24 protein-coding genes are annotated in these 26,923 nt (G+C 68.9%); 11 read left to right on the top strand and 13 right to left on the bottom strand.

Annotated elements, in window-relative coordinates:
- Positions 1-56: 56 nt before the first annotated feature.
- The gene (locus LZ604_RS17895; protein WP_234516262.1) at positions 57-1,391 is read right to left on the bottom strand and encodes an MATE family efflux transporter; all 1,335 of its coding nucleotides are present in this window, start codon (positions 1,389-1,391) and stop codon (positions 57-59) included.
- Positions 1,392-1,850: 459 nt separating this feature from the next.
- Here LZ604_RS17895 and dnaB point away from each other — a divergent pair, with 459 nt between their 5' ends.
- Entirely contained in the window at positions 1,851-3,326 is a 1,476-nt protein-coding gene (gene dnaB, locus LZ604_RS17890) for a replicative DNA helicase (RefSeq protein WP_234516261.1), read from the top strand.
- 211 nt (positions 3,327-3,537) lie between these two features.
- Positions 3,538-4,923, top strand: a complete 1,386-nt coding sequence (locus LZ604_RS17885; protein WP_234516259.1) for a serine hydrolase domain-containing protein — start codon at positions 3,538-3,540, stop codon at positions 4,921-4,923.
- A gap of 8 nt (positions 4,924-4,931) precedes the next feature.
- On the opposite strand, the gene LZ604_RS17880 is transcribed toward LZ604_RS17885, so the two are convergent.
- The 3 genes from LZ604_RS17880 to LZ604_RS17870 all read right to left on the bottom strand — a co-directional run bounded on the left by LZ604_RS17880 (position 4,932) and on the right by LZ604_RS17870 (position 6,925).
- Positions 4,932-5,384: a GNAT family N-acetyltransferase gene (locus tag LZ604_RS17880; RefSeq protein ID WP_234516258.1), complete on the bottom strand. Its 453-nt coding sequence runs from the start codon at positions 5,382-5,384 to the stop codon at positions 4,932-4,934.
- Positions 5,385-5,393: 9 nt separating this feature from the next.
- Positions 5,394-5,897, bottom strand: coding sequence for a MarR family winged helix-turn-helix transcriptional regulator (locus LZ604_RS17875; RefSeq protein WP_234516257.1), 504 nt, complete (start codon positions 5,895-5,897; stop codon positions 5,394-5,396).
- A 161-nt stretch (positions 5,898-6,058) separates the two neighbouring features.
- Entirely contained in the window at positions 6,059-6,925 is an 867-nt protein-coding gene (locus tag LZ604_RS17870; RefSeq protein ID WP_234516255.1) for a GNAT family N-acetyltransferase, read from the bottom strand.
- Positions 6,926-7,523: 598 nt separating this feature from the next.
- Between LZ604_RS17870 and LZ604_RS17865 the strand changes: the two genes are divergently transcribed.
- Positions 7,524-9,020 carry a globin domain-containing protein gene (locus tag LZ604_RS17865; RefSeq protein ID WP_425577886.1) on the top strand — a complete coding sequence of 499 codons (1,497 nt, stop codon included), beginning with the start codon at positions 7,524-7,526 and terminating at the stop codon, positions 9,018-9,020.
- A 55-nt stretch (positions 9,021-9,075) separates the two neighbouring features.
- On the opposite strand, the gene LZ604_RS17860 is transcribed toward LZ604_RS17865, so the two are convergent.
- The 5 genes from LZ604_RS17860 to LZ604_RS17840 form a co-directional block, all read right to left on the bottom strand.
- Positions 9,076-9,558, bottom strand: a complete 483-nt coding sequence (locus LZ604_RS17860; protein WP_234516252.1) for an NUDIX domain-containing protein — start codon at positions 9,556-9,558, stop codon at positions 9,076-9,078.
- A gap of 131 nt (positions 9,559-9,689) precedes the next feature.
- A complete protein-coding gene (locus LZ604_RS17855; protein WP_234516251.1) occupies positions 9,690-10,595 on the bottom strand; it encodes a LysR family transcriptional regulator in 906 nt (301 codons plus the stop codon).
- Positions 10,596-10,853: 258 nt separating this feature from the next.
- A complete protein-coding gene (locus LZ604_RS17850) occupies positions 10,854-12,038 on the bottom strand; it encodes a cystathionine gamma-lyase (protein ID WP_234516249.1) in 1,185 nt (394 codons plus the stop codon).
- Entirely contained in the window at positions 12,035-12,526 is a 492-nt protein-coding gene (locus tag LZ604_RS17845; protein ID WP_234516248.1) for a low molecular weight protein-tyrosine-phosphatase, read from the bottom strand. The genes LZ604_RS17850 and LZ604_RS17845 overlap by 4 nt, the downstream gene beginning before the upstream one ends.
- 8 nt (positions 12,527-12,534) lie before the next feature.
- On the bottom strand, positions 12,535-12,915 hold the full coding sequence (locus LZ604_RS17840) for a phage holin family protein (RefSeq protein WP_234516246.1): 381 nt from the start codon (positions 12,913-12,915) through the stop codon (positions 12,535-12,537).
- A gap of 69 nt (positions 12,916-12,984) precedes the next feature.
- Here LZ604_RS17840 and LZ604_RS17835 point away from each other — a divergent pair, with 69 nt between their 5' ends.
- From LZ604_RS17835 to LZ604_RS17820, 4 genes are all read left to right on the top strand, one after another.
- Positions 12,985-13,302 (top strand): cupin domain-containing protein, encoded by a 318-nt coding sequence (locus tag LZ604_RS17835; RefSeq protein WP_234516244.1) that lies wholly within the window; start codon positions 12,985-12,987, stop codon positions 13,300-13,302.
- Between the two features lie 166 nt (positions 13,303-13,468).
- On the top strand, positions 13,469-13,681 hold the full coding sequence (locus LZ604_RS17830) for a DUF5326 family protein (protein ID WP_234516242.1): 213 nt from the start codon (positions 13,469-13,471) through the stop codon (positions 13,679-13,681).
- A 249-nt stretch (positions 13,682-13,930) separates the two neighbouring features.
- Complete coding sequence (locus LZ604_RS17825) at positions 13,931-14,776, top strand: IclR family transcriptional regulator (protein WP_267971504.1); 846 nt, start codon at positions 13,931-13,933, stop codon at positions 14,774-14,776.
- Positions 14,777-14,876: 100 nt separating this feature from the next.
- Entirely contained in the window at positions 14,877-15,314 is a 438-nt protein-coding gene (locus LZ604_RS17820) for an SsgA family sporulation/cell division regulator (RefSeq protein ID WP_234516241.1), read from the top strand.
- Positions 15,315-15,368: 54 nt separating this feature from the next.
- Here LZ604_RS17820 and LZ604_RS17815 read toward each other — a convergent pair whose 3' ends face one another.
- Entirely contained in the window at positions 15,369-16,736 is a 1,368-nt protein-coding gene (locus LZ604_RS17815; RefSeq protein ID WP_372482154.1) for a YibE/F family protein, read from the bottom strand.
- 218 nt (positions 16,737-16,954) lie between these two features.
- On the opposite strand from LZ604_RS17815, the gene thiC reads away from it, so the two are divergent.
- Positions 16,955-18,757 carry a phosphomethylpyrimidine synthase ThiC gene (gene thiC, locus LZ604_RS17810; RefSeq protein WP_234516238.1) on the top strand — a complete coding sequence of 601 codons (1,803 nt, stop codon included), beginning with the start codon at positions 16,955-16,957 and terminating at the stop codon, positions 18,755-18,757.
- 102 nt (positions 18,758-18,859) lie between these two features.
- Here thiC and LZ604_RS17805 read toward each other — a convergent pair whose 3' ends face one another.
- From LZ604_RS17805 to LZ604_RS17795, 3 genes are all read right to left on the bottom strand, one after another.
- The gene (locus tag LZ604_RS17805) at positions 18,860-19,732 is read right to left on the bottom strand and encodes a hypothetical protein (protein WP_234516237.1); all 873 of its coding nucleotides are present in this window, start codon (positions 19,730-19,732) and stop codon (positions 18,860-18,862) included.
- A gap of 194 nt (positions 19,733-19,926) precedes the next feature.
- Positions 19,927-21,033: a metallophosphoesterase gene (locus LZ604_RS17800; protein ID WP_267971503.1), complete on the bottom strand. Its 1,107-nt coding sequence runs from the start codon at positions 21,031-21,033 to the stop codon at positions 19,927-19,929.
- Between the two features lie 253 nt (positions 21,034-21,286).
- Positions 21,287-22,399: a LacI family DNA-binding transcriptional regulator gene (locus LZ604_RS17795; RefSeq protein ID WP_234516234.1), complete on the bottom strand. Its 1,113-nt coding sequence runs from the start codon at positions 22,397-22,399 to the stop codon at positions 21,287-21,289.
- A gap of 581 nt (positions 22,400-22,980) precedes the next feature.
- On the opposite strand from LZ604_RS17795, the gene hisC reads away from it, so the two are divergent.
- From hisC to cydB, 3 genes are all read left to right on the top strand, one after another.
- Complete coding sequence (gene hisC / locus LZ604_RS17790; RefSeq protein WP_234516233.1) at positions 22,981-24,060, top strand: histidinol-phosphate transaminase; 1,080 nt, start codon at positions 22,981-22,983, stop codon at positions 24,058-24,060.
- Positions 24,061-24,342: 282 nt separating this feature from the next.
- On the top strand, positions 24,343-25,851 hold the full coding sequence (locus LZ604_RS17785) for a cytochrome ubiquinol oxidase subunit I (protein ID WP_234516231.1): 1,509 nt from the start codon (positions 24,343-24,345) through the stop codon (positions 25,849-25,851).
- A 20-nt stretch (positions 25,852-25,871) separates the two neighbouring features.
- A complete protein-coding gene (cydB, locus tag LZ604_RS17780) occupies positions 25,872-26,891 on the top strand; it encodes a cytochrome d ubiquinol oxidase subunit II (RefSeq protein WP_234516229.1) in 1,020 nt (339 codons plus the stop codon).
- Positions 26,892-26,923: the final 32 nt, after the last annotated feature.

Raw genomic sequence — 26,923 nt, 5'->3', positions numbered from 1 at the left:
GAAACGGGCCCCGTTTCACGTGAAACAGGAGGACACCGGTTGGGCCTTGGTCTCGCTCAGCGCGTCGCACCCGTCACCATCCAGCGGCCCGAACGGGCACGCAGCCACAGCGTGGCCATCCGTGTGGTCATCATCAGCGTCATCGCCGCCCAGAGCGCGGTGAGTCCGCCGCCGAGGGCCGGGACGAGCAGGGCCACAGGAGCGAAGACGGCCAGGGTCAGCAGCATCGCCCAGGCGAGATACGGGCCGTCGCCCGCACCCATCAGGACGCCGTCCAGCACGAAGACCACGCCGCAGACGGGCTGGGAGACTGCCACGAGGACCAGTGCGGGCAGGGCCGTGCGGTGGACGGCCGGGTCACCGGTGAACAACGGCAGGAAGAGCGGACGGGCCGCGAGAACCAGCAGTCCCAGAGCAAGTCCGGTGGCGATTCCCCACTGGACCATGCGGCGGCACGCTTCACGGGCGCCCTCTGTATCACCTGCTCCGAGATACCGTCCGATGATGGCCTGCCCGGCGATGGCGATCGCATCCAGGGCGAAGGCGAGCAGACTCCACAGCGACAGAATGATCTGGTGCGCGGCGATGTCCGCGTCTCCCAGCCGGGCGGCAACGGCCGTCGCGATCACCAGGATCGCCCGCAGCGAGAGCGTCCGCACCAACAGGGGCACTCCGGCTTGGGCACAGGCGCGTATGCCCGCCGCATCCGGCCGCAGCGAGGCACCGTGCCGACGGGCGCCGCGGACGACGACATACAGATAGGCACCGGCCATGCCGCACTGGGCGATGACGGTGCCCCACGCGGACCCGGTGATCCCCCATCCGGCCCCGTAGACGAGGCTGGCGTTGAGGGCGGCGTTGGCGACGAAGCCGGCGACGGCGACGTACAGCGGTGTCCTCGTGTCCTGGAGGCCCCGCAGTACGCCGGTCGCGGCGAAGACGACCAGCATGGCGGGGATACCGAGCGTCGAGATCCGCAGGTAGGCCGTTGCATAGGGCGCAGCCGTCTGGGAAGCGCCGAAGAGCTCCACAAGGCCGGGCGCCGTGGGCAGCACGACGGTGATGGCCGCCGCCCCGATCAGCAATGCCAGCCAGATGCCGTCCATGCCCTGGCGAATGGCGGCCCGCAGATCGCCGGCGCCGACGCGGCGGGCGACGGCGGCCGTCGTGGCATAGGCGAGGAACACAAAGACGCTCACCGCGGTGGTGAGGAGTGCCGAGGCGACACCGAGCCCGGCGAGCTGGGCGGTGCCGAGATGGCCGACGATCGCGCTGTCGGCCATCACGAACAGGGGCTCCGCTACGAGTGCGCCGAAGGCCGGAACGGCCAGGCCGATGATCTCCCGGTCATGCCGGCGGGCGGCGCCGGGCGGCGCGGGAGTCTGTGTCATGGCCACCAATCTAATCGTCCACAGGTAAGCGATGCAAAGCGGTAGTGTCCCTTACTGTGGCTGGCGCGGGGCGCGGTCCCGTGTACCCTTCGCGGTGATCTTGATCCGGTTGGGGAAGTTTTTCTTCTGCACAGCCGGTGGACGGGAAAGATGCAGCTCAGGCGGGGTTCTCCGGATCGGCTGAGGGCTTGTTCACAGGGCTGTCCACCGTGTCGTGCACAGGTTTTGCGGAGTTCTCCACAGCATCGGGGCCGTCGTCCACATGGCCTGTGGATAACCAGATTGGCTGACGCTGCCGACGGGCCTAACGTGGTGCGGCGCCCGCTCCCCCTCCGCCTTTGGAAAGCGCGCGAAAAAGACGCGTCTGAACCGGAGCTGGGCGTCTCGCTTTGTCAGTGCCGTGCCCTAGAAATGAGGGGCACGGCGAGGTCCGCGCGGCGGACGGGAGGAGGCGGCCCGGTGAGCATTTCCGAGCCCTTGGACGATCCGTGGGCCGACAGCGGTCCCAGTGATCGTGTTCCCGCTTCCCGCCGGGGCCGTGACGGCGGCCGAGGCCGCGAAGAGCAGCACGACCGCGGTGACGACACCGGCGCCTGGGACGGCCAAGGCGCATCCTTCGAGCGCGTACCGCCGCAGGACCTGGACGCCGAGCAGTCGGTCCTCGGCGGCATGCTGCTGTCCAAGGACGCGATCGCGGATGTCGTCGAGGTCCTCAAGGGCCATGACTTCTACCGGCCCGCACACGAGACGATCTTCCAGGCGATCCTCGATCTGTACGCGAAGGGCGAGCCGGCCGACCCCATCACGGTCGCCGCCGAGCTGACGAAGCGGGGCGAGATCACCAAGGTCGGCGGCGCCCCGTATCTGCACACCCTGGTACAGACGGTCCCGACCGCGGCGAACGCCGAGTACTACGCGCAGATCGTGCACGAGCGCGCGGTTCTGCGCCGGCTGGTCGAGGCCGGCACGCGCATCACGCAGATGGGATACGCGGCCGACGGCGACATCGACGAGATCGTCAACAGCGCCCAGGCCGAGATCTTCGCGGTCACCGAGCAGCGGACGGCCGAGGACTACCTGCCGCTCAGCGAGATCATGGAGGGCGCCCTCGACGAGATCGAGGCGATCGGTTCACGCTCGGGGGAGATGACCGGTGTGCCGACCGGCTTCACCGATCTCGACCAGCTCACCAACGGTCTGCATCCCGGCCAGATGATCATCATCGCGGCCCGTCCCGCCATGGGTAAGTCGACGCTGGCCCTGGACTTCGCACGCGCGGCGTCCATCAAGCACAACCTGCCGAGCGTGATCTTCTCGCTCGAAATGGGCCGTAACGAGATCGCCATGCGACTGCTGTCCGCCGAGGCACGCGTGGCCCTGCACCACATGCGGTCCGGCACGATGACGGACGAGGACTGGACCCGTCTCGCGCGCCGTATGCCGGATGTCTCCGCCGCGCCGCTCTACATCGACGACTCGCCGAACCTGTCGATGATGGAGATCCGTGCCAAGTGCCGCCGCCTCAAGCAGCGCAACGACCTGAAGCTGGTCGTCATCGACTATCTGCAGCTGATGCAGTCGGGCTCCAAGCGGTCCGAGAGCCGGCAGCAGGAGGTCTCGGAGATGTCGCGAAACCTGAAGCTGCTGGCCAAGGAGCTGGAGCTGCCGGTGATCGCGCTCTCACAGCTCAACCGAGGCCCCGAACAGCGGACGGACAAGAAGCCCATGGTGTCCGACCTGCGTGAGTCCGGATCGATCGAGCAGGACGCCGACATGGTGATCCTGCTGCACCGCGAGGATGCGTACGAGAAGGAGTCGCCGCGCGCGGGCGAGGCGGACATCATCGTCGGCAAGCACCGCAACGGCCCCACTGCCACGATCACCGTGGCCTTCCAGGGCCACTACTCCCGTTTTGTGGACATGGCCCAGACCTGAGCCGGCCCCCGTACGGTCTCGGATTCCGTGGCACGGCCTCAGCCGCAAGAAGCGTTGGCAGGCCTCGCTCGGGCCCTATCCGGAGCGCACCTTCGCCACCGGCCGATTCGCCGCGCGGGCCACGGTGGTGCGCGATGCCGCCCCACCTGGACGCGGAGACGCCGGGGAAATGGGCTCGACGCGGGATTCCCTGGCAGGTGGACTGGGTGCCATGACGACATCGCAGGAAGAACTGCTACCCGCCACACGCCGTGCCCTGCTGCATCGCATCGCCGTGGCCCAGGCCGAGGGGCGGGCGCCCTCACTGGTCGCAGCGGTCGTCCGGGACGGCCGGACGGTGTGGCACGGCTCGCGCACCTCCGTGGACGGTCACGCCCCGGACGAGAACGTGCAGTACCGGATCGGCTCGATCACCAAAACGTTCACGGCGGTTCTCGTCATGCGGCTGCGCGACGAGGGCATTCTGGATCTCGGGGACCCGCTGGAGAAGCATCTGCCCGGCACGGGGGCGGGGGAGGCGACCATTGCCGAGCTGCTTGCGCACACGGGCGGGCTGGCGGCGGAGTCGCCCGCTCCGTGGTGGGAGCGCACACCCGGCTCGATGCGCCCGGAACTCGCGGACGTGCTCGGCCCACAGCCGCTCCTGCAAGCGGCCGGCCGGGGGTTCCACTACTCGAACCCCGGTTACACCCTGCTAGGGGCGCTTGTCGAGGAGCTGCGCGGAGCCCCGTGGGAAGAGGTGCTACGACGCGAAGTGCTGGAGCCCCTGGGCCTGCATCGCACGAGTACGCAACCGCAGGCACCGCACACGGGCGGCTGGGCGGTGCATCCCTGGGCCGATGTCATGCTGCCGGAGCCGGCCGAAGACCTCGGCCGGATGGCCCCGGCCGGACAGCTCTGGTCCACCACGGGGGATCTGGCGCGCTTCGCGGCCTTCCTGGCCAAGGGCGACGACCGGGTGCTGAGCGCCGCATCGCTCCTGGAGATGCGCACTCCGGCGGCTCCGCCCCAAGCCGCGGACGTCGCGGCCGGCTACGCCTACTGCCTGGGGCTGGAGATCCGGAGCTCGGGCGGGCGGCTCCTCGTGGGGCACACAGGGTCCCTGCCGGGGTTTCTCGCCTGCCTCACGCTCAGCGTGGAGGACGATGTCGCAGCCGTCGTGCTGGCCAACTGCACCTCCGGCCCTCTGCTGTCGGTCGTGGCGGCCGACCTCGTCCGTGTCGTGGCCGAGGCCGAACCCAGAATCCCCGGGCCCTGGCGCCCGCTGAGGGACGTGGATCCGGCCGTGCTGGAGCTGGCGGGGCAGTGGTACTGGGGGACGCAGGGATTCGCCCTGCGCTACACGGCGGACGGGATCGTCTCCCTGGAGCCGCTGACCGGTGCGGGCCGGCGCTCGCGTTTCCGGGCGAACGGCGACGGTACATGGACGGGGCTGGAGGGCTACTACACCGGAGAGCGCCTGCAGGCCGTGCGGCGTGCGGACGGGTCCGTCAGTCATCTGGACCTCGGATCGTTCGTCTTCACGCGTCAGCCGTATGACGAGGGCGCTCCGGTGCCCGGCGGGGTGGATCCGGAGGGATGGCGAGGGATCGGCTAGGCGCCGTGTCAGAGCTGGAGCTTGAAGCCCACGTGTGAGGCATCGAAGCCGAGACGCTTGTAGAAGCGGTGGGCGTCGGTGCGACTCGTATCGGAGGTGAGCTGGACCAACTGGCAGCCCTGGCGCCGGGATTCCTCGATGGCCCACTCGATGAGCCGAGTACCGAGCCCGCTGCCGCGCTCGTCGGCGTGGATGCGTACCGCCTCGATGACGGAGCGGGTCGCACCCTTCCGGGACAGCCCCGGGATGATCGTGAGCTGAAGGGTGCCGACGACGCTTCCGTCGCGGACGGCCACCACCAGATGCTGGTTCGGATCGCTGTTCACCCGGTCCAGTGCGGCCAGGTAGGGAGTCAGGTCGTCCGGTGACTCCCGCTGGGCGCCGAGCGGATCGTCCGCGAGCATGGCGACGACCGCGGGGATGTCATCAGCGACGACGCGTCGTACCTCAAGATCTCCCATGTCCGCAGCCTATGCGGGACCGGGCGTTTCCGGGTGTGCGGGGAGCAGGCGGTTCCAGGAAGGCACGTTCAGCGACTCGACCACGCGGACGAGGGGCTCCAGCTCTGGGTTCCTCGCCGCCTCGTCCAGCGCCTCGCGCAGAGCGGCGTCATTGGTGGGGCGGGCCTCTTCGAGGAGCTTGAGACCTGCTTCGCTGACGTTGGTGTAGATACCGCGGCGGTCGGTCGGACAGAGGTAGCGCGCGAGCAGTCCGCGGTCCTCGAGCCTGGTGACCAGCCGGGTCGTGGCGCTCTGGCTGAGGACCACCGCTTCGGCGACCTGCTTCATCTGCAGCATGCCGCCCACACCGCCGTGCTGCCGGCTGAGCACATCGAGCAGGGAGTACTCCCGCACGCTCAGCCCGTGCCCGGCCTGCAGGGCTCGCTCGATATGAGCCTCGATTCTCCCGTGCAGCAGGGAGAGGGCGCACCAGCCCTGAGCGAGGGCGGTGAGCGCGGGGTCCGTCGCTGTCATGGCGTTCTCCTCCGTGCCGGGGCGGCTCCCGCCCAGGATAGGGCACCATCGCAATATACAGCCTTGGCAAATATAAGGCGTATGCAAGTGTGCGCCCCTGTCAGCCTTGCCCCGTTCCCCAGGCTCTGCCTCGTCTCCCAGGTTCTGCCTCGCCTCCGGGCTCAGCCCGCCGCTACCGTGACCGGAGCGAAGCGCCGCGTCCAGTCACCGGGCAGATCCGGGATTCCATACGTCATGACCGCGTTCACACCGACGGTGGAGAGCCCGTGCTCCTTCAGCCAGGCCAGCAGGTCCTCGTGCCGTACATCGACGTCCGTGCGCAGCGGGCGGTCGGTGTGGGCGGCGAGAGACGCGACCAGCGCCTTGGCCGTCTCGGTGTCGCGGGCGATGAGCGGGCCCACGACATGCGTGTCCATGTTGGGCCATGCGGCCGCGTACCCGATGATCCGCCCGCCCTCCTCGGCGATGCGCACCTGGTCGGCGAAGGCGGGCAGCCGGGTGATCACATGGGTGCGGTCGGCACCGAAGACCTCTTCGTCCAGCCGGACGAGCGCGGCGAGGTCCTCCCCGGTGGCCGGGCGGGTGCCGACGGGGGATGGCGGTCCACCGGCCGCGAAGCGCCCCAGCACCATCTCGGAACTGCCGGTGACCTTGAAGCCGAGCTCCTCGTAGAGGGGCCGGCCGTACGGGGTCGCGTACAGCGTGAGCGGGGTGACGCCCCTCTCCGCCACCACATGGCGCATCAGCCGACGGCCCACCCCCTGGCGTGCATGTCGCTGGGCGACGAGCACCATGCCGATGCCGCAGAGGTCCGGACGGTACCGCGATCCGTATTCGGTCACTACGCAGGCCGCGACAAGACCGCCCCCGGGGTCGTCGATGCCGTATCCCCTGCCGGCGGCCAGGAGCAGACCCCATTTGTGTTCCTCCCGGGGCCACCCCCGATCCTCGGACAAGTCGGCGCAGGCGCTGAGATCGCGAGGCGTCAGACGGCGGATGGGCAGAGTACTGAGGGGAGGTGTCGACACGCAGGTCAGGCTGTACGACAGGGGCCATCGTCGTCCACCGGTTTCTGGTCGAACGGGCACGCTTCAAGCCATGTCGTCTTCCATCACACCCCAAGGGCAGGCGTTTCACGTGAAACGGTGAGGGGCCGGATCCCGGCCGTTTCGGAGCAGCCACCTGAATTGCTGGACAGCCCATGGCAGTTGAGGGAATTGCCTGCCCTGGACGACCGTTCTTCGGCGCCGGCTCAACGGCGCACTTGTGTAGGAGACGGCGGCCGGTAGGGTCGAGTCCGGTTCGCGTCCGGCGTGATGCGCGTGTGTTCCGCCGTTGTGAACGCAGGCCAATGCAGCCTAACGGGACGGAGAGATCGAAGACTCGCATTTTCTGTTACACGGCCGGGCCGGAGTCCGGAGTGCGATGCTGCGGTCCGAGTACCGCGGCCGATGTCACACTCTCGCCTCACATGTCCGTACGCGACGGGAACGCGAGCCGAATGTGGCCGCATCGACTCTCAGCGATTGAACGGGGAAAAGAGCAAGGCCTTCGGCGAGGAAACCGACGCCCGCCGACAGGGGTAAGTGCGCAGACCACCGAAAGATGTTCGAGGCGAGGCACACCATGGACGCTCCGACCACCACGTCGGCCGACAAGGGCCCGTCCGGTGGCGGCGGCGGGGGCGGCTGGTTCACGCCCCGCAAAAAGCCCCAGACACTCCCGAGCGAAGACCAGGAGATACCCGAAGGCAGCCGCCTGGCGGCGATGCGCCCTGTCGGCCGGCACACGCCGGATGCGGACACCGAGCAGTCGCGAATACGCCGTGCCGCACCAGGGACCGCGTCGCCGGACCTCCCTCTCGCCCAACCGGAACCGTCCCCCGGGGCAGTCGCCCCCGCCGTCTCCCCGAACGAGACCCGGACCTCCGGGGGTCCGCAGCCCGAGGGCCGTCCTGCGCCACCCGTCCCCGTCCTGCGATCGGCACCCGATCCCCGGACCTCCTCCGACGCCGTGCTCGTCCGCCGGACCATGGCCGAAGTCGGACCCGTGGCCGACAAGGTCACCTCGTACTTCTACGCGCTGCTGTTCGTACGCCACCCCGATCTTCGGTCGCTGTTCCCCGCCGCGATGGACACCCAGCGAGACCGGCTCCTCAAGGCGCTGCTGACCACCGCCGAGCACATCGACAACACCGAGGTGCTGGTCGCTTATCTGAAGAACCTCGGCCGCGGGCACCGCAAGTACGGCACCCGGGCCGAGCACTACCCGGCCGTCGGGGAGTGCCTCATCGGAGCACTGAGCAAGTACGCCTGTGCGATCTGGGACGAGGAGACCGAGGCGGCCTGGGTGCGGACGTACACGACCATCTCCCAGGTGATGATCGACGCGGCGGCCGCGGACGAGCTGCTGGCCCCGGCCTGGTGGTACGCGGAGGTCGTCTCGCACGACCTCCGGACGCCGGACGTCGCGGTGATCACGGTCCGTCCCGACCAGCCGTACCCGTTCCTGGCCGGTCAGTACGCCGGTGTCGAGACCCCGTGGTGGCCGCGGGTATGGCGCCACTACTCCTTCGCCTCGGCGCCGCGCCCCGACGGACTGCTCACCTTCCATGTGAAGGCGGTCCCGGCGGGCTGGGTGTCCAATGCGCTGGTCCATCGGGCCCGCCCCGGCGACATCATCCGGCTCGGTCCGCCCGCCGGCACGATGACCGTCGACCACACCACGGACAGCGGACTGCTCTGTCTCGGCGGCGGCACGGGGATCGCGCCCATCAAGGCCCTGGTCGAGGACGTCGTCGAGCACGGTGAGCGGCGCCTGGTCGAGGTCTTCTACGGGGCCCGGACCGGCCACGATCTCTACGACATCGACACCCTGCTGCGGATGCAGCAGAGCCACCCCTGGCTTTCGGTCCGCCCGGTCGTCGACGAGCAGACACAGCTACGGCTTCCGGACGCCATCCGAGAGTGGGGACCGTGGAACGAGTACGACGCGTATCTCTCGGGTCCGCCCGGCATGATCCGCAGCGGGGTGGACGCGCTCCGGCACATCGGTGTTCCCTCGGAACGCATCCGTCACGACTCGGTGGAGGAACTGGTCCTGGCCGGCGGAGGGGCCTCGTAAGGCCACGGTCCGCCGAGGGCTCCCGGACAACGTCCGATGGGCGTCCTCCGCGGCGTCAGCCCAGGTCGGGCGCGTGCATCGCGCGTACACCCTCGATGTTGCCGTCCAGATAGTGCCGGAGCGACAGCGGTACGAGATGGACGGACGCGATGCCGACTCGGGTGAAGGGCACTCGTACGATCTCGTACTCGCCGGCGGGCTCCTCGACCTCGGGGCCGTGCCGCAGGCGCTCGTCCATGGACTCGAGACGACAGACGAAGAAGTGCTGGACCTTCACGCCGGTCGCCCCGCCGTTCTCGCCGATGTGCTCGACCGTGTCAACGAAGCAGGGGACCACATCGACGATCTTTGCCCCGAGTTCTTCGTGCACTTCGCGGTGGAGCGCGTCGACAACGGTCGCGTCCGTCGGCTCGACCCCGCCGCCCGGCGTGAGCCAGTACGGATCGACTCCGGGCTTGGTCCTCTTGATCAGAATCAGGTCGTCACCATCCAGCAGGATGGCGCGGGCAGTGCGCTTGACCACGGGGCGAACGGTCATGGGTGAAATGTGGCCCAGCCTGTTCCACGTGAAACATCCCACACCCCACTTGGAGTCGACATCGAAGTGACCAGTGGGTGGACCCGGTGCCGGGCGTGGCAGTCGACCGCGCCGTGCCCGGACTCCGCGTCTCAGCCCCAGCCGGCCGCGGACCGCAGCAGCCACTCGTAGGCGCGAGCGATGTGGGGCATGGCGAGAGTCCCGGTACGGACCACCAGGAAGTACGTCCGCAACGGGGCCACCGCCGGTTCATGAAGGGCCACGATCTCGCCCCGCTCCAGAGCGGAGACACAGAGGTAGCGCGGAAGCACGGCGAGCCCGGCTCCGGTGGCGGCACAGGCGAGAACCGCCCGCAGATCGGGGACGACGACCGTGCCGGAGGCGGCCGGCCGGGAGTCGAAGACGGAGGCCCAGTAGCGGGAGACGAAGGGCAGCGACTCGTGCACCTCCACCACCGGAAGGTTCTCCAGCAGGTGCGCGCCCCCGAGGCGCACCTTGCCGCGACCGATCCGGTTGGCCCAGCGGGGGGCTGTGACCAGGACGTGCTCCTCGTCGCAGAGCGGGGTCGCCGTGAGCAGGGCGCCGCGTGGCCGGGCCGTGGTGATGGCCAGGTCGTGGTGCCCGGCGGCGAGCCCTTCCAGCGTCTCGTCGGCGTTCCCGAAGGAGGCGCGGAGGGCAAGCCCCTGGCCGTCCCCGTCGGTCAGCTCGGCCAGCGCGGGCAGAGCGCGCTCGGCGGTGAACTCCGGCGGCCCCGCGAGATGGAGGGTGCGCAACGACGACTGCTCGTCGAGGCCGGTCTCGGCGATCTCGATCAGGGCGTCGAGATGCGGGGCGGCCTTGTGCGCCAGTTCGTCGCCGATGGACGTGGGGGTCACGCCGCGGGCCTGGCGCAGGAAGAGGGGACGGCCCAGCTGCCGTTCGAGGGTGCGTATCTGGGAGGTGACCGCCGGCTGCGAGAGGCCGAGGAGTGCCGCGGCGCGGGTGAAGGAACCGGCCCGGTGCACCGTCACGAAGGTGCGCAGCAGGGCCAGATCCATGATGTTCCCTCCCCTCCCGGCACCCCGCGACCGTGCCAACTATAAATAAGTCGATAGGTCTCTGTCGCTAGCGTGATTGGACACTGACACAGAGTCAACTAGCCTTGGCTGCGCGGTTCTTCAAGCGCGGAACCGGGGCGGTCCGAGCCACGAGGGGGGAGGCTCGGACCGTCCGTTGTGCGTAGAAGAGCCGTCCGGGGGACCGCATCGCCTCCCCGGATGTGCGTAGCCGGAGCGGGGGCACGGCTCAGGACGTGGTCATTCCGCCGACTCGTCGAGCGCACGCAGCACATCGGCCACCAGATCCTCGGGATCCTCGGCACCGACGGACAGGCGGATGAAACCCTCCGGGACCGCGTCGCCGCCCCAGCGCCCACGCCGCTCGGCGGTGGACCGCACTCCTCCGAAACTGGTCGCGTCGTCGACGAGGCGGAGCGCGTCCAGAAAGCGGTCGGCACGCGCACGTGTCGGCAGCGAGAACGACACCACGCATCCGAAGCGCCGCATCTGCCGCGCGGCGATCTTGTGCGAGGGGTCGTCGGGCAGGCCCGGGTACCGCAGCCCGGTCACCTCGGGCCGGCCGCGCAGTGCCTCGGCGACCGTCAGCGCGTTGGCCGACTGCCGGTCCGCGCGCAGCCGCAGGGTGGCCAGCGAGCGGTGCGCGAGCCAGGCCTCCATGGGACCCGGGATCGCTCCGACGATCTTGCGCCAGCGCCGTACGGCGGCCATCGGCTCGGCATTCCCGGATGTCACGTATCCGAGCAGGAGGTCACCGTGCCCGGTGAGCATCTTGGTGCCGCTGGCCACGGAGAAGTCGGCGCCCAGCTCCAGGGGCCGCTGGCCGAGCGGCGTCGCCAGGGTGTTGTCGACGGCGACGAGGGTGCCCTGCGCCTGGGCCGCCGCCACGAGTCGCCGCACGTCACAGACGTCGAGTCCGGGGTTGGACGGAGTCTCGATCCACAGCAGCCTCGCGCCCTCGAGGACGCCGAGCTGGGCGTCCTCACCGGTCGGCGCGGTGCGCACGTCGATGCCGTACGCGGTCAGCTGTTCGCCCACCAGCGGCAGTACCTGGTAGCCGTCCGAGGGCAGCACCACGGTGTCGCCGGCGCGCAGCTGGGAGAAGAGGACCGCCGAGATCGCGGCCATGCCGGAGGCGAAGGTGAGCGTTTCGACGCCCTCCTCGCCGGGCGCCTCCAACTCGCCGATGGCGCGCTCCAGATGCGTCCAGGTGGGATTCTCGTCCCGCCCATAGGCGTACGGGCCGGTCGGCTCGCCGGGCAGGTGGAAGTGCGCGGCGAAGACCGGGCCCGGCAGGGTCGGCTCGTGCTTGACCGGCTCGGGCAGCCCCGCCCGCACCGCGCGCGTGCCGTCGCCGATGCCCCGCGTGCCGTCGCCGGTCCGCGCGCCGGACGCGGCCGCAGCCCCCGGGTCCCCTGTGCTCATGCCGCCCGTCCCTCCACCTGCTCTCGTACCGCGGCGAGCAGTCCGGGGCTCGCCGCTTCCACCATCTCAAGACACTCCTCGAACCCGTCCACCCCGCCGTAGTACGGGTCGGGCACGTCGAGGTCGCCGTCGGCGGCCGGGTCGTACGAACGCAGAAGCCTGACCTTGGCCGCGTCCTTCGGTGTGGGGGCGAGACGGCGCAGGGCCTTCAGATGGCCGGAGTCCAGGGCGATCACGAGGTCCAGCCCGGAGAACCAGGAGGGCTGGAACTGACGTGCGGTGTGCACGCTGCCGTAGCCGTTCTCCTCCAGCACGGCGGCGGTGCGCGGATCCGCGGCGTCGCCCTCGTGCCAGCCGCCCGTACCCGCGCTGTCGACCTCGACCAGCTCGTCGAGACCGGCCTCCGTCACGTGGGCTCGGAACACGGACTCCGCCATCGGCGAGCGGCAGATGTTGCCGGTGCAGACGAAGCAGACGCGATAGGTCATGCGGTCACTCAGTCCTCGTCGTCGGGAAGCACCATGTGCAGCGCCCAGGAGACGATCGAAATGATCAGGCCACCCAGGACGGCGGTCCAGAAGCCCTCGACATGGAAGCTCAGGTCCAGTTTGCCCGCCACCCAGGAGGTGAGCAGCAGCATCAGAGCATTGACCACCAGGGTTATCAGCCCGAGCGTCAGGATGAACAGGGGGAAGGTCAGTACCTTCACCACCGGCTTGACCAGGAAGTTCACCAGCCCGAAGATCAGCGCGACCACGATGAGCGTGCCGACCTTCTTGGCCGTGCCGGAACCCGTCAGGGTGATCTTGTCGAGCAGCCATACGGCGACGGCGAGGGCCCCGGCGTTGGCGATCGTCTTGACTACGAAATTCTTCATGTGTCTGATCGTGGCAGACGGGATCAGAGGCGAATAGTGAGCAAGGCCGAGCAAGGAGGGGCAGGAGCGATGAAGGCTTTCCGGCTGGACGAACTGGAGGCGGAGCGTGCCGCCAACGACGGCGCCTATCTGCAGTTCCTGCGGGAGCGGAACATGTCGGTCGGCCTGTACGCGCTCGACGCCGGCGACCTCGACCCGCAGAAGCCACACCATCAGGACGAGGTGTACTTCGTCGCCAGCGGCCGCGCCTCGATCACCGTGGGCCTGGAGACCACCCAGGTCGCACGCGGAAGCGTCGTCTACGTGCCCGCCGGGGTCGCCCACAAGTTCCACCACATCACCGAGGACCTGAGGGTTCTGGTGGTGTTCTCTCCACCGGAGAGCTGAGACCCGTCTCGGGGTTCCCTAGGGGAACGATCAGGGGAGGACAAGGGGCGCGAGTTCCGCGATCCGCCCCTTCGCGGTCCTAGCATCGAGGCAGGACAGAAGGACCCGGTTGCGGAGCCCCCCAAAAGGACGCGGGGCAACGGGCGGACAGACAAGGACGAGGGCGATGCGAGAGTTCTTCGCGGGTTTGCCGTGGTGGGTGAAGTGGATCGCGGTGCCGGTCATCGCCCTGGTGGTTTTCGGCAGTGTGATAGCGACCGTCGTCAGCTTCGTCATCCAGCTGCTGTTCAAGGTGCTGCTCTTCGTCGCTCTGGTCGGCGGACTGATCTACGTCGTACGGAAGTTCATGTCGAGTTCGTCGTCACGCGGCGACTGGTGAGCCCCACGGAGCGCATCGGGCGGAGGGCGGCTTCACGGGGCGGCAGGGGACCGGCCCGGCGGTCGGCAACAGGGCGCCGGTAACAGGAACCTGAGGTTCCCTCGGGCGAGGGAAGTTTTCCCGGTGACGCCGTCGGCGGCCGGTGGGCGGCCGTTAAAGTCCGGAGCCCGGCGCGCGGCGGCCCCGCGCGCGGTGCATCCCCTCCCGTGTCCCCGCACGGGAGGCCACCTCGTGCTCCGGGAGTGACCTTTGGCCACGGTTGGCACCGCACCTGCACAGTCGTCCGCCCCACCCGCGCAGCGGCGTGCCTCCCCGGCGGAAGAGCACCTTCCGCCCGCGGCGGCGCAGTCCACCACCCTCATCGGATCGGTGCAGCGTGCGATGCGGCTGCTGGAGGCCGTCGCCGAGCACGAGTACGGGGCCCCCGCCAAGCAGTTGGCCCGTGAGGTCGGCCTCGCGCTGCCCACGGCGTACCACCTCCTGCGCACCCTGACCCACGAGGGCTATCTGCGCCGGGAGAAGGGCCTGTTCTTCCTCGGGGAGGCAGCCGAGCGGCTGAGTGGCACCGCGGCCCAGCAGAAACGTCGCACCATGATGAACGAAGCGCTCGCACAATGGCGTGATTCGATCGGTGTCCCGGTCTACTACGCGGTCTACCGCGAGGGTGAGATCGAGGTCCTCGGTGTTGCCGCCGGCCCGGGCGGTCCGGCCGTCGGGGGATGGGCCGACTTCCGGGAGACCGGCCATGCACACGCGATCGGTCAGTGCCTGCTGTCGCAGCTCGACGAAGAGGCCCGGCGCGATCACCTCGACCGCTATCCGGTGCAGCCGCTCACTCCATACACGGTGCGTGACAACCGCAGCCTGGAGTGCCGTCTGGAGCACGTGGAACCGGGGGAACCCGTCATCGAATGCCAGGAGTACACGCTGGGTACGGCCTGCGCTGCGATCCCCCTCACCGTCGGCTCGACGGCCGCGGCGGTGGCCATCTCCCTGCCCTCCCACCAAGCCCACCGGCTGCTGCCGGCGGCCCGTCGGCTGCAGGCGGAGACCGGCGGACTGCTAGGGACACTCGCCCTCTCTATCAGCATCTGAAAACTCACTCCTTGTGATCCGCCATGTACGTTCAGCAAACTTCCAGCAGGTGTCAGGGGGATCATTCCTGGCCAGTCGACGGCTACTGACGGGGTAGACGATGCGCGAGTCGGTGCAGGCAGAGGTCATGATGAGCTTTCTCGTGTCCGAGGAGCTCTCCTTCCGCATTCCGGTGGAGCTGTGTTACGAAACCTGTGATCCCTATGCGGTGCGTCTGACCTTCCATCTGCCCGGGGACGCGCCCGTGACCTGGGCGTTCGGTCGTGAGCTGCTGGTGGACGGGGTGGGCCGGCCGTGCGGCGACGGCGATGTGCATATCGCGCCCGCCGAGCCGGACACCTTCGGTGATGTGCTGATCCGGCTCCAGGTGGGCGGCGACCGGGCGGTGTTCCGGTCGGGTGCGGCACCCCTGGTGGCGTTCCTCGACCGCACCGACAAGCTGGTGCCGCTCGGGCAGGAGGGATCACTCGCCGACTTCGATGCGCATCTTGAGGAGGCGCTGGACCGGATCCTGGCGGAGGAGCAGAGCGCAGGCTGAGGGCGCGCGGCGCCGTAACGCTTCTGCTGGGGCGTCATACCGGTCCGGGACGTCTCAGCGCTTGCGGCGGCGCCCTCTCCCCGCACGGGCCGGGGCCACCGCAGCCGGGGTGGCGTCGGCTCTGCCCGGGCGGTCGGCCGAGACGACGACGGCGGCCAGGACCGTCGTCACCGGCACCGAGGCGACCAGCCCGATCGAGCCCACCAGCGTGCGCACGATCTCCTCGGCGACCAGTTCGCTGCCCGCGACCGAGACCACGCTGCTCTGGGCGATCGAGAAGAGCAGCAGCAGGGGCAGGGCCGCGCCCGCATAGGCCAGGACGAGTGTGTTGACGACCGAGGCTATGTGGTCGCGGCCGATGCGGATGCCCGCACGGTACAGACCGCGCCAGCCCATCGAGGGGTTGGCCTCGTGCAGTTCCCAGACCGCGGATGTCTGCGTGACGGTCACGTCGTCGAGGACGCCGAGCGAACCGATGATGACCCCGGCGAGCAGCAGACCGCTCATGTCGATGTGCGGGTACAGCCCGTGGATCAGACCGGTGTTGTCGTCCGTATTGCCGGTCAGCGCGGCCCAGTCGATGAACTCCGAGCCCAGTACGCCGATCAGCGACAGGGAGATGAGCGTGCCGAGTACCGCGACGGAGGTACGGGCCGAGAGACCGTGGCACATGTACAGGGCGATCAGCATGATGGCGCTCGACCCGACCACGGCCACGAGCAGCGGATTCGCGCCCTGCAGGATCGCGGGCAGGATGAAGAGACTGAGCACCAGGAAACTGACGGCCAGCGCGACGAGCGCCATGACCCCGCGCATCCGGCCCACGACCACCACCGCGACGGCGAAGATGCCGGCGAGCAGGGCCATGGGGAACTTTCGGTCCACATCGGTCACCGAGTACTGAAGTTCCTTGGGCGCGGAGGGCTCGTATGCGACCACGACCTTCTCGCCCTCGTGCAACTGCCGTGACTGGTCCGGCTGGACGATCTCAGTGAAGGTGCGGCCCTTGTCCTTGCCTGTGTCGACGCGGACCGTCGCCTTCTTGCAGGTGCCGTCCGGCCGCTGTGGGGCCGAACCGCCGCCGGTGGGCGCGTTCCCGTTCGGAGGCCCGCCCGAGGCGTTCACGGATGTACAGTCCACCGCCACGACCGTGGTGACCGTGGCCTGTTGGGTCTGCCGGTCGAACCCGACGCCGGAACGATTGTGCGGCGGCACGCCGCCGGGCCACAGCACCACGAGCCCGACCACGACCGCCGCCGTGAACGGGATGAGGATCGCGGCGATGACTCTGCGCAGATGCCGTGACACCGGGGCGGCGGGGCCATGACTGTGACTGTGGGAGTGGACGTGTCCGCCGCCCGGGCCATGGTCGGGAAGCGGCTCGGACGCTGAGCGCGCGGGGGGATGTGAGGGAGGTGTCACCGCCCGATCATCGCAGGAACGCCTGAGGCCCACTGTTCAGCTTGCCCAATCAGACGCTAGCGTGAAAGTACCTTTGCACACGCGGGAGCTCGGAGCACCGGGCTGAGAGGGCGCTGACCTCCGCAACGCGATGTTTCACGTGGAACATCGGCGGCGGGAACTGCTGCGTCGACCGCTGAACCTGTTACCGGGTAATGCCGGCGTAGGGAGTAGGTCTCATGACCAACAAGGACGCACGCACGCCTGCCTCCGTCCAGGGCCAAGAGCCCCAGGAGGCCGGGAAGTCCATCGGCTGGCACAAGGCGTACATCGAGGGCTCGCGCCCCGATCTGCGGGTGCCGGTCCGGCAGGTGCATCTCACCAACGGGCGGTCGGTCACCTTGTACGACACCTCCGGCCCGTACACCGATCCGGTCGCCGAAACCGATGTCCGCAGGGGCCTTGCGCCGCTGCGGGAGAACTGGATCATCGCTCGCGGAGACACCGAGGAATACGCAGGCCGCCCCGTCCGTCCCGAGGACGACGGAATCAGGCACACGTCGCCGCGTGGGGGCCTGCGCAATCTCGACGCGGTGTTCCCGGGACGCTCGCGCCAGCCGCGCCGCGGCCGCGACGGCAACGCGGTGACGCAGCTCGCGTACGCGCGTCGCGGGGAGATCACACCGGAGATGGAGTTCGTGGCCCTCCGGGAGAACGTCTCTCCCGAGGTCGTCCGCGAGGAGATCGCAGCGGGCCGCGCGGTGCTGCCGGCCAATGTCAACCACCCGGAGATCGAGCCGATGATCATCGGCAAGCGGTTCCTGGTGAAGGTCAATGCGAACATCGGCAACTCCGCGGTCACCTCCTCCATCGAGGAGGAGGTCGAGAAGATGACCTGGGCGACCCGTTGGGGCGCCGACACGGTCATGGATCTGTCCACCGGCCGCAACATCCACACCACCCGTGAATGGGTGCTGCGCAACTCCCCCGTACCCATCGGCACGGTGCCGCTCTACCAGGCGCTCGAGAAGGTCGACGGCAAGGCCGAGGAGCTGACCTGGGAGATCTACAAAGACACGGTCATCGAGCAAGCCGAGCAGGGCGTGGACTATATGACGGTCCATGCGGGTGTGCGCCTGGCGTACGTACCGCTGACGGCGAACCGCAAGACCGGCATCGTCTCGCGCGGCGGCTCGATCATGGCGGCGTGGTGCCTCGCGCACCACAAGGAGTCGTTCCTCTACGAGAACTTCGAGGAGCTCTGCGAGATCCTCGCGGCCTACGACGTCACCTACTCGCTGGGCGACGGCCTACGGCCCGGCTCGATCGCGGACGCGAACGACGAGGCGCAGTTCGCGGAGCTGCGTACTCTCGGGGAGCTCGGCCGCATCGCGAGGCGTTTCCACGTACAGACCATGATCGAGGGCCCGGGCCACGTCCCGATGCACAAGATCAAGGAGAACATCGACCTTCAGCAGGAGATCTGCGATGAGGCTCCGTTCTATACGCTCGGCCCGCTGACCACGGACATCGCGCCGGCGTACGACCACATCACCTCCGGTATCGGCGCCGCGATGATCGCCTGGTGGGGCACGGCCATGCTCTGCTACGTCACCCCCAAGGAGCACCTGGGGCTGCCCAACCGTGACGACGTCAAGACCGGCGTCATCACGTACAAGATCGCCGCCCACGCGGCCGACCTCGCCAAGGGGCACCCGGGCGCACAGGAGTGGGACGACGCGCTGTCCGACGCGCGTTTCGAATTCCGCTGGGAGGACCAGTTCAACCTGGCCCTCGACCCGGACACAGCCCGTGACTTCCACGACGAGACCCTTCCCGCCGAGCCCGCCAAGACGGCCCACTTCTGCTCGATGTGCGGTCCGAAGTTCTGCTCCATGAAGATCAGCCAGAGCATCACGGAGCGGTTCGGCGGTGAGGCGGCCGCGGGTGCGACGGCGGAGGAGATCGCCGAGGGGATGCTCCAGAAGTCGAAGGAATTCGCGGCGAGCGGGAACCAGGTGTACCTGCCGATCGTGGAGTGATCCGCCGCCGTGCGGTGCCGGGAGCCGGGACAGGTCCCTGGGCGAAGTTCCGGCCCGCACTCCATCGAGAGAACGCGGGCCGGCTTCGGTGGTCGAGGTCCCTCACTCCGGCTGGTGTTCCGGGCCTCCGAAGTCCGGGCTGGTGAAGTCCGGGCTGCTGAAGCTGGGGCGAGGGCCCGCGGCGGGGCCGCTGTCGGGGCTGCTGAACCCCGGGCGGTCGTAGCCGAGGTGCGGCATGCGGCTGGGGGTCGGTTCCGGTGCCTTGTGGCTCATCGCGGCTGTGCCCGGGTCGGCGAGGGCCTCGCGGAGGAACGGCAGGATGCCGCGCTCCAGCAGTGCCTCGTGCCAGGCCTCCCGGGCCCGGGCCACCTCCATGATCAACTCGCTCCGGGCGTCGGTGTCCCGCGCCGATGAGTTGTTGCGCAGGGCGGTCAGCAGCAGGCCGATCGCGGCGACCAGGATCGCCGCCGCGGTCACCGCGCCGAAGACCCACCCGGTGGTCAGGAGGGTCCGGGCGAACGCCTGGTCGGGGTTGACCATCTTGAGGATGTAGCCGACGAGCAGGAAGATCGCCGCGGCGGCACCGGCGAGGAAAGGGGCGAGGACCGCGGCGACGGCACCCGCTCCGGCGCTCGCCGCGGCCTCCGACATGGTGGCGGCGAGCCCCTGGCCGTCCGCATCCGGCTCCGCGGAGTCGTCTTCCTCGGTGCTTTCCCGGACGGGCGGGGCGGACGGCGCCGGCCGGCGCAGTTCCTCGCGGACCTGCACATAGTGCTGGTATTCGGCCGCCGCCGCCTCGGTGATGAGGGCGGTCGCGTTCAGCGCCATGGTGCGCAGCTGTTCGGGGTTGAGCCGCTGTCCCACAGCGGCCAGATCCGGGCGGTGTGGTGCGGAGCGCAGCGCCTCACCGAGGATCCGCTCGTAGTCCTGGCGGTCCTCGCTCAGCAGGTGCTGCGGAACGCTGTTCATGTGCATCCCCCGATGCTCCGTAGGGCTTGTGGCTCGGCATGCTGACGAGCCGTCGGGCAGAAACGGAGGGGAGCCTGCTACGGATAAGCCGATGGTAGAACCGTGACGGCACACGGTGACAGGGGGTTTCCGGAAATTGCCCCCTCGGTTCGGGCACGCCTGGGACGGTCACCGCCGGGCGAAGCCGTCCCGTCGAAACCTCAGTCGTCCAGCGGAAGTTGCTGGACCAGCAGTTTCCCGGCCATGGTCACACCGCCGTCCATCGCGATCGCCAGACCGTCCGCGTAGACGTGCGGGCCTTCGACGACCGGACCCGTGCCGTCCTCGCCGTCCTCCGAGCCGACCTCGCCGAGCAGATACGGGATGGGGCTGTGGCCGTGGACGATCCGCCTGCCGCCGTAGGTCTGCAGCAGGGACCGTACGGCGTCGGCGCCGCCCTCGTCGCGGAAGGAGAAGCGCTTGGTGAACTTCCGGAAGAGATCCCAGACCTCGTCCGCGTCATTGCGCGTGAGCGTCTCGCGGATGGTGTCGTTGACCGCTTCGATGGAGTCGCCGTAGTCGAGGTAGGCGGTGGTGTCCGAGTGGACCAGAAGATGTCCGTCGACCTCCTCCACCGCGTCGAGACGGGCCATCCACTGAAGGTGGTGGTCCTGCAGGCGGTCCATGTCCGTCTTCTGGCCCCCGTTGAGCAGCCAGGCCGCCTGGAAGGTGGCGGTGCCCGCGCCGGAGTTGACGGGCGTGTCGCCGAACCGTTTGGCGCCGAGCAGCAGCAGCTCGTGGTTGCCCATGAGCGCCTTGCAGTAGCCGCCGGCCGCGGCCGCCTCCGCGGACAGCCGCATCACCAGGTCGATCACACCGATGCCGTCGGGTCCGCGGTCGGTGAAGTCCCCGAGGAACCACAGCCGCGCCGTGCCCGCGGACCACTGGCCCTGGGCGTCGATGAGGCCCTTTTCCTGGAGTGCCGCGACGAGCTGGTCCAGATAGCCGTGGACGTCTCCGACCACGAACAGCGGTCCGGGCCCTTCGGCGGGGGGCGCGGCGGGGACGGAGACCGGGTCGATGGCCACCTGCGTGTCACCGCGGTTGATGACCGGGAGGTCCCGCTCGGTGGGGGTGTACGCGTCGGAGTAGCCGTCGGGGTACGCCTCCGGCTGCGCGGGTGGTCCGGTGACCTCTCCGGGGGGCGTGCTCTGCGCGTACGGACCGGTCTCGTGGACGTACGCGGGCACCCGGAAGTCGCGCAACGTCGCCGTCCGTTCCGCCTCGGGTCCCTGACCGGCCCCCTGAGTCATCGACCCCTCCACCATCGCGCCGCATCTGCACCGCATCGGACTGCCTGGTCGCAGCGGTCCGCGGTGTCGTGGGCCCATCATAGGAATGCGGATCGCGCCATGTGATGACCCAGGGGTGGTGAATCGGGGAAGGACCACCGGTCACCGCGGCTTTCGCCCTAAATGGGCGGGGCTTTCCCTGCTGCGACCAGGCACGTCACCCGCCCGCGGGAAACCAGCGCGTCACCCTCCCGGGCGGCCTGTGCGCCACCCGTGGCTCACCGACGGGCTATCCCTGCTCGGGCGACCGGGGCGGGCTGACCGTGGTGCGGGGCTGACGCCGCTGGGACGAGGTGCGCACGATCAGCTCCGTCGGTATGACCTGCTCGACCGGCTGGTCCGACTCGATTCCCTCGATGGCGTCGATGAGGAGCTGGACCACGGCGGTACCGATCCGGCGCGGTTTGAGGGAGAGCGTCGTGACGGGCGGCTCGGTGTTCGCGTACACGGCGGACTCGCTGCAGCAGACGAGCAGCAGGTCCTCGGGGACGCGCAGTCCGTAGCGGCGGGCGGCCGCCAGCAGATCGGTGCCGTTCGGGTCGAAGAGTCCGTAGACCGCGTCGGGGCGGTCGGGGCGGGCCAGCAGCCGGTCGGCGGCGACGGTGCCCGCGCACGGGTCGTGGGCGGGATAGGCCTCGTAGACGGGATCCTGTCCGACGCGCTCGCACCAGTTCAGGTAGGCGGTCGTGGACAGATGGGTGTACGTGTCCGTCGTGGTGCCGGTCAGCAGTCCGATACGGCGGGCGCCGGCGGCGGCCAGATGATCGAGGATGCCGAGGACCGCGGCCTCGTGGTCGTTGTCCACCCAGGCGGTGACGGGGAGGGAGCCGGCCGGCCGGCCGTCGGAGACGACCGGTAACCCCTGCCGGACCAGCTCGCTGACCACCGGGTCCTGGTCGGACGGATCGATGACGACCGTGCCGTCCAGGGCGACGTTGGACCAGACGTCGTGGCGCGAGGTCGCGGGCAGGATGACCAGGGCGTAGCCCCGGGCGAGCGCCGCGGAGGTGGCGGCCCTCGCCATCTCCGCGAAGTACGCGAACTCGGTGAAGGTGAAAGGTTCATCCCCGTACGTGGTCACGGTCAGGCCGATCAGCCCCGACTTGCCGGTGCGGAGGGTGCGGGCGGCGGCGGAGGGCCGATAGCCCAGCCGGTCGGCGACCTCGCGGACATGGCGTCGGGTGGCGTCCGGCAGCCGGCCCTTGCCGTTGAGAGCGTCGGAGACGGTCGTGATGGAGACTCCGGCGGCGGCGGCCACGTCTCTGATGCCCGCCCGGCCCGGCCGGCTGCCTCGGCGGGAGGTCTCCGCGCGGCTCACCTGGTGCTTCCCTGCTGCTGTCATGGCGAGCCGATAGTAGGGCTCATGCGGTGGGGTAGTGCGGACGCATATGCACGCGTTGACAGGCACGTTTCTGCACGGCAGGAGGTAGTGAAATTCCTTCGAATGCAAGGTAGTTGAACGTCGCGAGGTCAGTACGTGACGTGTCGGCACGCATGAGCCTGCCAAGTTCGCCATATTTCGAAGAGGTCTCAACTCACCTTCACGAGGGATGCGCGCCACGGCGTGAGCCACCGGCGCGTACGACAAAGGGTGACGCGCCCCCCGATGCGTGCGCCTTCCTGTGGTGATGCGTCCGGGTTCGTGCGGCGATGCGCCCGGGGGCGTACGGGGTGATCCTCGGGTTCATACGGTGCGCTCGGGTTCGTCGGTGATGTGCTCGGGGTTCGTACGGTGACGCGCCCGGGGTCCGTACGGTGATGCGCTCGGGTGCGTACGGTGATGCGCCCGGTTTCCTGGACGGCGCCGCGGAGACGGAAGCGGTTGTACACACCCCATTCGCAGGGGCGCCGAATCCTCATAAGGTGAGAAGCATTGGAAGCCGGTGGTGGTCATGAGCCGGTGCGTGTGCGAGGAGGACTGCGGTGAGCGAGACGAGCCCGAGGCTGCGTGCCGAGCTGGACGGTATCCCCACCTACCGGCCCGGCAAGCCTGCGGCATCCGGCGGCCCGGTGGCCTACAAGCTGTCCTCGAACGAGAATCCGTACCCGCCGCTGCCGGGCGTGATGGAGAGCGTGACCGAGGCGGCCGGGTCGTTCAACCGCTACCCCGACATGGCGTGCACGGGGCTGATGTCCGAGCTGTCGGAGCGTTTCGGTGTGCCGCAGTCCCACCTCGCGACCGGCACGGGCTCGGTCGGTGTCGCCCAGCAGCTGCTGCAGGCCACGAGCGGCCCGGGCGACGAGGTGATCTACGCCTGGCGGTCCTTCGAGGCGTACCCGATCATCACGCAGATCAGCGGCGCCACCTCGGTGCAGGTGCCGCTGACCCAGGGAGAGGTGCACGACCTCGACGCGATGGCGGACGCGATCACGGACCGGACGCGGCTGATCTTCGTCTGCAACCCCAACAACCCGACCGGCACGGTCGTGCGCCGGGCCGAGCTGGAGCGCTTCCTCGACCGGGTGCCGAGCGATGTGCTGGTGGTGCTGGACGAGGCGTACCGGGAGTTCATTCGTGACGTTCAGGTTCCGGACGGCGTCGAGCTGTACCGCGAGCGGCCGAACGTCTGCGTGCTGCGTACCTTCTCCAAGGCGTACGGCCTCGCCGGGCTGCGTGTCGGTTTCGCGATCGCCCATGAGCCGGTGGCGGCTGCGCTGCGCAAGACGGCGGTGCCCTTCGGTGTGAGTCAGCTGGCGCAGGTGGCGGCGGTCGCCTCCCTGCGCGCGGAGGACGAACTGCTGGGCCGGGTCGGCTCGCTGGTGTGCGAGCGCACACGCGTGGTCGACGCACTGCGCGGCCAGGGCTGGACGGTCCCCGAGACCCAGGCGAACTTCGTGTGGCTGCGGCTGGGGGAGCGCACGGTCGACTTCGCGGCCGCCTGCGAGCAGGCCGGCGTGGTCGTGCGACCGTTCCCGGGTGAAGGGGTGCGGGTCACGATCGGTGAGTCCGAGGCGAATGACATCTTGGTGAAGGTGGCGGAGAGCTTCCGCAGCAAGCTCTAGGCCCCCGGGGTCAGACAGGTAGGCGGGCCGCCGGACGGCGGCCCGCCTCTTTGCATGCGCGCCTCAAGCCGGCAGGCGCCCGGGGCCGATGGGCCCTCTTTGAGCCCCCTCTTGGAGATCCCCTCTTAGGGACCCCCCACCTGTTCAACCTCGAACCTGTATGCGCCATAATTGCTTGTGAATGTGAACGCGTTCACAAACGCGCCCGGATTGCTCCTGATGTGTGTGACAAATGGGGGCAAGCTGCCGCTTGTGACCACGGCGACGTAAGGAGAAGACGACGTGGACCTGGCCTTGGCGCCGGAGACCCTGGCGCGCTGGCAGTTCGGCATCACCACCGTCTACCACTTTCTGTTCGTCCCGCTGACGATCTCGCTCGCCGCGCTGACGGCCGGCCTCGAGACCGCCTGGGTGCGGACGGAGAAGGAGAAGTACCTCCGGGCGACCAAGTTCTGGGGCAAGCTGTTCCTGATCAACATCGCGATGGGCGTGGTCACGGGCATCGTCCAGGAGTTCCAGTTCGGCATGAACTGGTCCGACTACTCGCGCTTCGTCGGCGATGTCTTCGGGGCGCCGCTCGCGTTCGAAGCCCTCATAGCCTTCTTCTTCGAGTCGACCTTCATCGGGCTGTGGATCTTCGGCTGGGACAAGCTGCCGAAGAAGCTCCACCTCGCCTGCATCTGGATGGTCTCCATAGGCACGATCCTGTCGGCGTACTTCATCCTCGCGGCCAACTCCTGGATGCAGCACCCGGTCGGCTACCGGATCAACAACGCGAAGGGGCGCGCCGAGCTCACCGACTTCTGGCACGTCCTCACGCAGAACACCGCGCTCACCCAGGCCTTCCACACCCTGACCGCGTCCTTCCTCACGGGTGGCGCGTTCATGGTCGGTATCGCCGCCTACCACCTGCGCCGCAAGAAGCACGTCACCGTGATGAAGACGTCGCTGCGGCTGGGCCTGGTCACCGTGGTCATAGCCGGTCTGCTCACCGCGGTCAGCGGTGACCTGCTCGGCAAGGTGATGTTCAAGCAGCAGCCGATGAAGATGGCCGCCGCCGAGGCGCTCTGGGACGGCCAGGACTCCGCGCCGTTCTCGATCTTCGCCTACGGCGATGTGAGCAAGGGCCACAACTCCGTCGAGCTGTCCGTGCCCGGCGTGCTGTCCTTCCTCGCCGACGACGACTTCGGTTCGTATGTCCCGGGCATCAACGACACCAACAAGGCGGAGCAGCAGCAATACGGCCCCGGCGACTACCGCCCCATCATCCCCGTCACCTTCTGGGGCTTCCGCTGGATGATCGGCTTCGGAATGGCGTCCTTCGCCCTGGGTCTGGCCGGCCTCTGGCTCACCCGCAAGAAGTGCCTGCTGCCCCCGCATCTGCGGGTCGGTGAGGACGAGGTGCCGCATCTTGTCCTCTTCAGGAACAAGGCCCTCGGCCCGGTGCTCACCACGTGGTACTGGCGCATCGCGATAGGAACCCTGGGGTTCCCGCTCATCGCCAACTCCTGGGGCTGGATCTTCACCGAGATGGGCCGTCAGCCGTGGGTCGTCTACGGCGTGCTGCGTACCCGGGACGCGGTCTCCCCCGGGGTCTCCCAGGGTGAGGTCATCACCTCCATGACCGTGTTCACGCTGCTCTACGCGATCCTCGCGGTTATCGAGGTCAAGCTGCTGGCGAAGTACGTCAAGGCCGGACCGCCGGAGCTCACCGAGTCCGATCTCCACCCGCCCACCAGGATCGGCGGCGACTCCCGGGACGCCGACAAGCCGATGGCCTTCTCCTACTAGGCCGAGGGAGCGCTCACCTCATGCAACTTCACGACGTCTGGTTCGTCCTCATCGCGGTTCTCTGGACCGGCTACTTCTTCCTGGAGGGCTTCGACTTCGGGGTCGGCATCCTCACCAAGCTGCTGGCCCGCAACCGGCCCGAACGGCGGGTACTGATCAACACGATCGGCCCCGTCTGGGACGGCAACGAGGTATGGCTGCTCAGCGCGGGCGGCGCGACCTTCGCCGCGTTCCCCGAGTGGTACGCGACCCTCTTCTCCGGGTTCTACCTGCCGCTGCTGGCCATTCTGGTCTGCCTGATCGTGCGCGGTGTCGCCTTCGAGTACCGGGCGAAGCGGCCCGAGGAGAGCTGGCAGCGCAACTGGGAGACCGCGATCTTCTGGACCTCGCTGATCCCGGCGTTCCTGTGGGGGGTGGCCTTCGGCAACATCGTCCGGGGGGTGAAGATCGACCGGCATCTCGAGTACGTGGGCAACATCTGGGATCTGCTCAATCCCTTCGCGCTCCTCGGCGGACTGGTGACCTTGGCCCTGTTCACCTTCCACGGAGCGGTCTTCACGGCGCTCAAGACCGTCGGGGACATCCGGCGTCGGGCACGGAGGCTGGCCCTGGTGGCCGGACTGGTGACCGCCGTGGTGGCGCTGCTCTTCCTCGGCTGGGCTCAGGTCGAACAGGGTGATGGCAAGAGCCTGGTCGCCCTGGTGGTGGCGGTCGGCGCTCTCGTCGCGGCGCTCATGGCCAACCAGGCCGGGCGTGAGGGATGGGCGTTCGCGCTCTCCGGCGTCACCATCGTGGCGGCGGTCGCAATGCTCTTCCTGACGCTCTTTCCGAACGTCATGCCGTCCACGCTCAACGCCGAGTGGAGCCTGACGGTGAGCAACGCCTCATCGAGCCCCTACACCCTGAAGATCATGACCTGGTGCGCGGCCATCGCCACTCCGATCGTCATGCTCTACCAGGGCTGGACCTACTGGGTGTTCCGCAAGCGCATCGGAACCCAGCACATCGCCGCCGACGCGGCTGCCGGCGCCGTGCACTGAGTCCGGTGGGTGGGGGTGTTTCACGTGAAACA

The organism is Streptomyces glomeratus (assembly GCF_021462825.1).
Lineage (GTDB): Bacteria > Actinomycetota > Actinomycetes > Streptomycetales > Streptomycetaceae > Streptomyces > Streptomyces glomeratus.
The sequence above is the reverse complement of the archived record's forward strand: the minus strand, read 5'-3'. Positions and strand labels throughout refer to the sequence as shown.

What these genes read in the sequence shown, in the direction of transcription:
- LZ604_RS17835 (WP_234516244.1), top strand. Translation starts at nt 12,985, where the DNA reads ATGAAGGCTTTCCGGCTGGACGAACTGGAGGCGGAGCGTGCCGCCAAC.
- LZ604_RS17820 (WP_234516241.1), top strand. Translation starts at nt 14,877, where the DNA reads ATGCGCGAGTCGGTGCAGGCAGAGGTCATGATGAGCTTTCTCGTGTCC.
- LZ604_RS17800 (WP_267971503.1), bottom strand. Translation starts at nt 21,033, where the DNA reads ATGGTGGAGGGGTCGATGACTCAGGGGGCCGGTCAGGGACCCGAGGCG.
- LZ604_RS17860 (WP_234516252.1), bottom strand. Translation starts at nt 9,558, where the DNA reads ATGACCGTTCGCCCCGTGGTCAAGCGCACTGCCCGCGCCATCCTGCTG.
- cydB (WP_234516229.1), top strand. Translation starts at nt 25,872, where the DNA reads ATGCAACTTCACGACGTCTGGTTCGTCCTCATCGCGGTTCTCTGGACC.
- LZ604_RS17895 (WP_234516262.1), bottom strand. Translation starts at nt 1,391, where the DNA reads ATGACACAGACTCCCGCGCCGCCCGGCGCCGCCCGCCGGCATGACCGG.
- LZ604_RS17840 (WP_234516246.1), bottom strand. Translation starts at nt 12,915, where the DNA reads ATGAAGAATTTCGTAGTCAAGACGATCGCCAACGCCGGGGCCCTCGCC.
- LZ604_RS17830 (WP_234516242.1), top strand. Translation starts at nt 13,469, where the DNA reads ATGCGAGAGTTCTTCGCGGGTTTGCCGTGGTGGGTGAAGTGGATCGCG.
- LZ604_RS17885 (WP_234516259.1), top strand. Translation starts at nt 3,538, where the DNA reads ATGACGACATCGCAGGAAGAACTGCTACCCGCCACACGCCGTGCCCTG.
- LZ604_RS17845 (WP_234516248.1), bottom strand. Translation starts at nt 12,526, where the DNA reads ATGACCTATCGCGTCTGCTTCGTCTGCACCGGCAACATCTGCCGCTCG.
- LZ604_RS17875 (WP_234516257.1), bottom strand. Translation starts at nt 5,897, where the DNA reads ATGACAGCGACGGACCCCGCGCTCACCGCCCTCGCTCAGGGCTGGTGC.
- LZ604_RS17805 (WP_234516237.1), bottom strand. Translation starts at nt 19,732, where the DNA reads ATGCACATGAACAGCGTTCCGCAGCACCTGCTGAGCGAGGACCGCCAG.
- LZ604_RS17855 (WP_234516251.1), bottom strand. Translation starts at nt 10,595, where the DNA reads ATGGATCTGGCCCTGCTGCGCACCTTCGTGACGGTGCACCGGGCCGGT.
- LZ604_RS17795 (WP_234516234.1), bottom strand. Translation starts at nt 22,399, where the DNA reads ATGACAGCAGCAGGGAAGCACCAGGTGAGCCGCGCGGAGACCTCCCGC.
- LZ604_RS17865 (WP_425577886.1), top strand. Translation starts at nt 7,524, where the DNA reads ATGGACGCTCCGACCACCACGTCGGCCGACAAGGGCCCGTCCGGTGGC.
- LZ604_RS17850 (WP_234516249.1), bottom strand. Translation starts at nt 12,038, where the DNA reads ATGAGCACAGGGGACCCGGGGGCTGCGGCCGCGTCCGGCGCGCGGACC.
- thiC (WP_234516238.1), top strand. Translation starts at nt 16,955, where the DNA reads ATGACCAACAAGGACGCACGCACGCCTGCCTCCGTCCAGGGCCAAGAG.
- LZ604_RS17880 (WP_234516258.1), bottom strand. Translation starts at nt 5,384, where the DNA reads ATGGGAGATCTTGAGGTACGACGCGTCGTCGCTGATGACATCCCCGCG.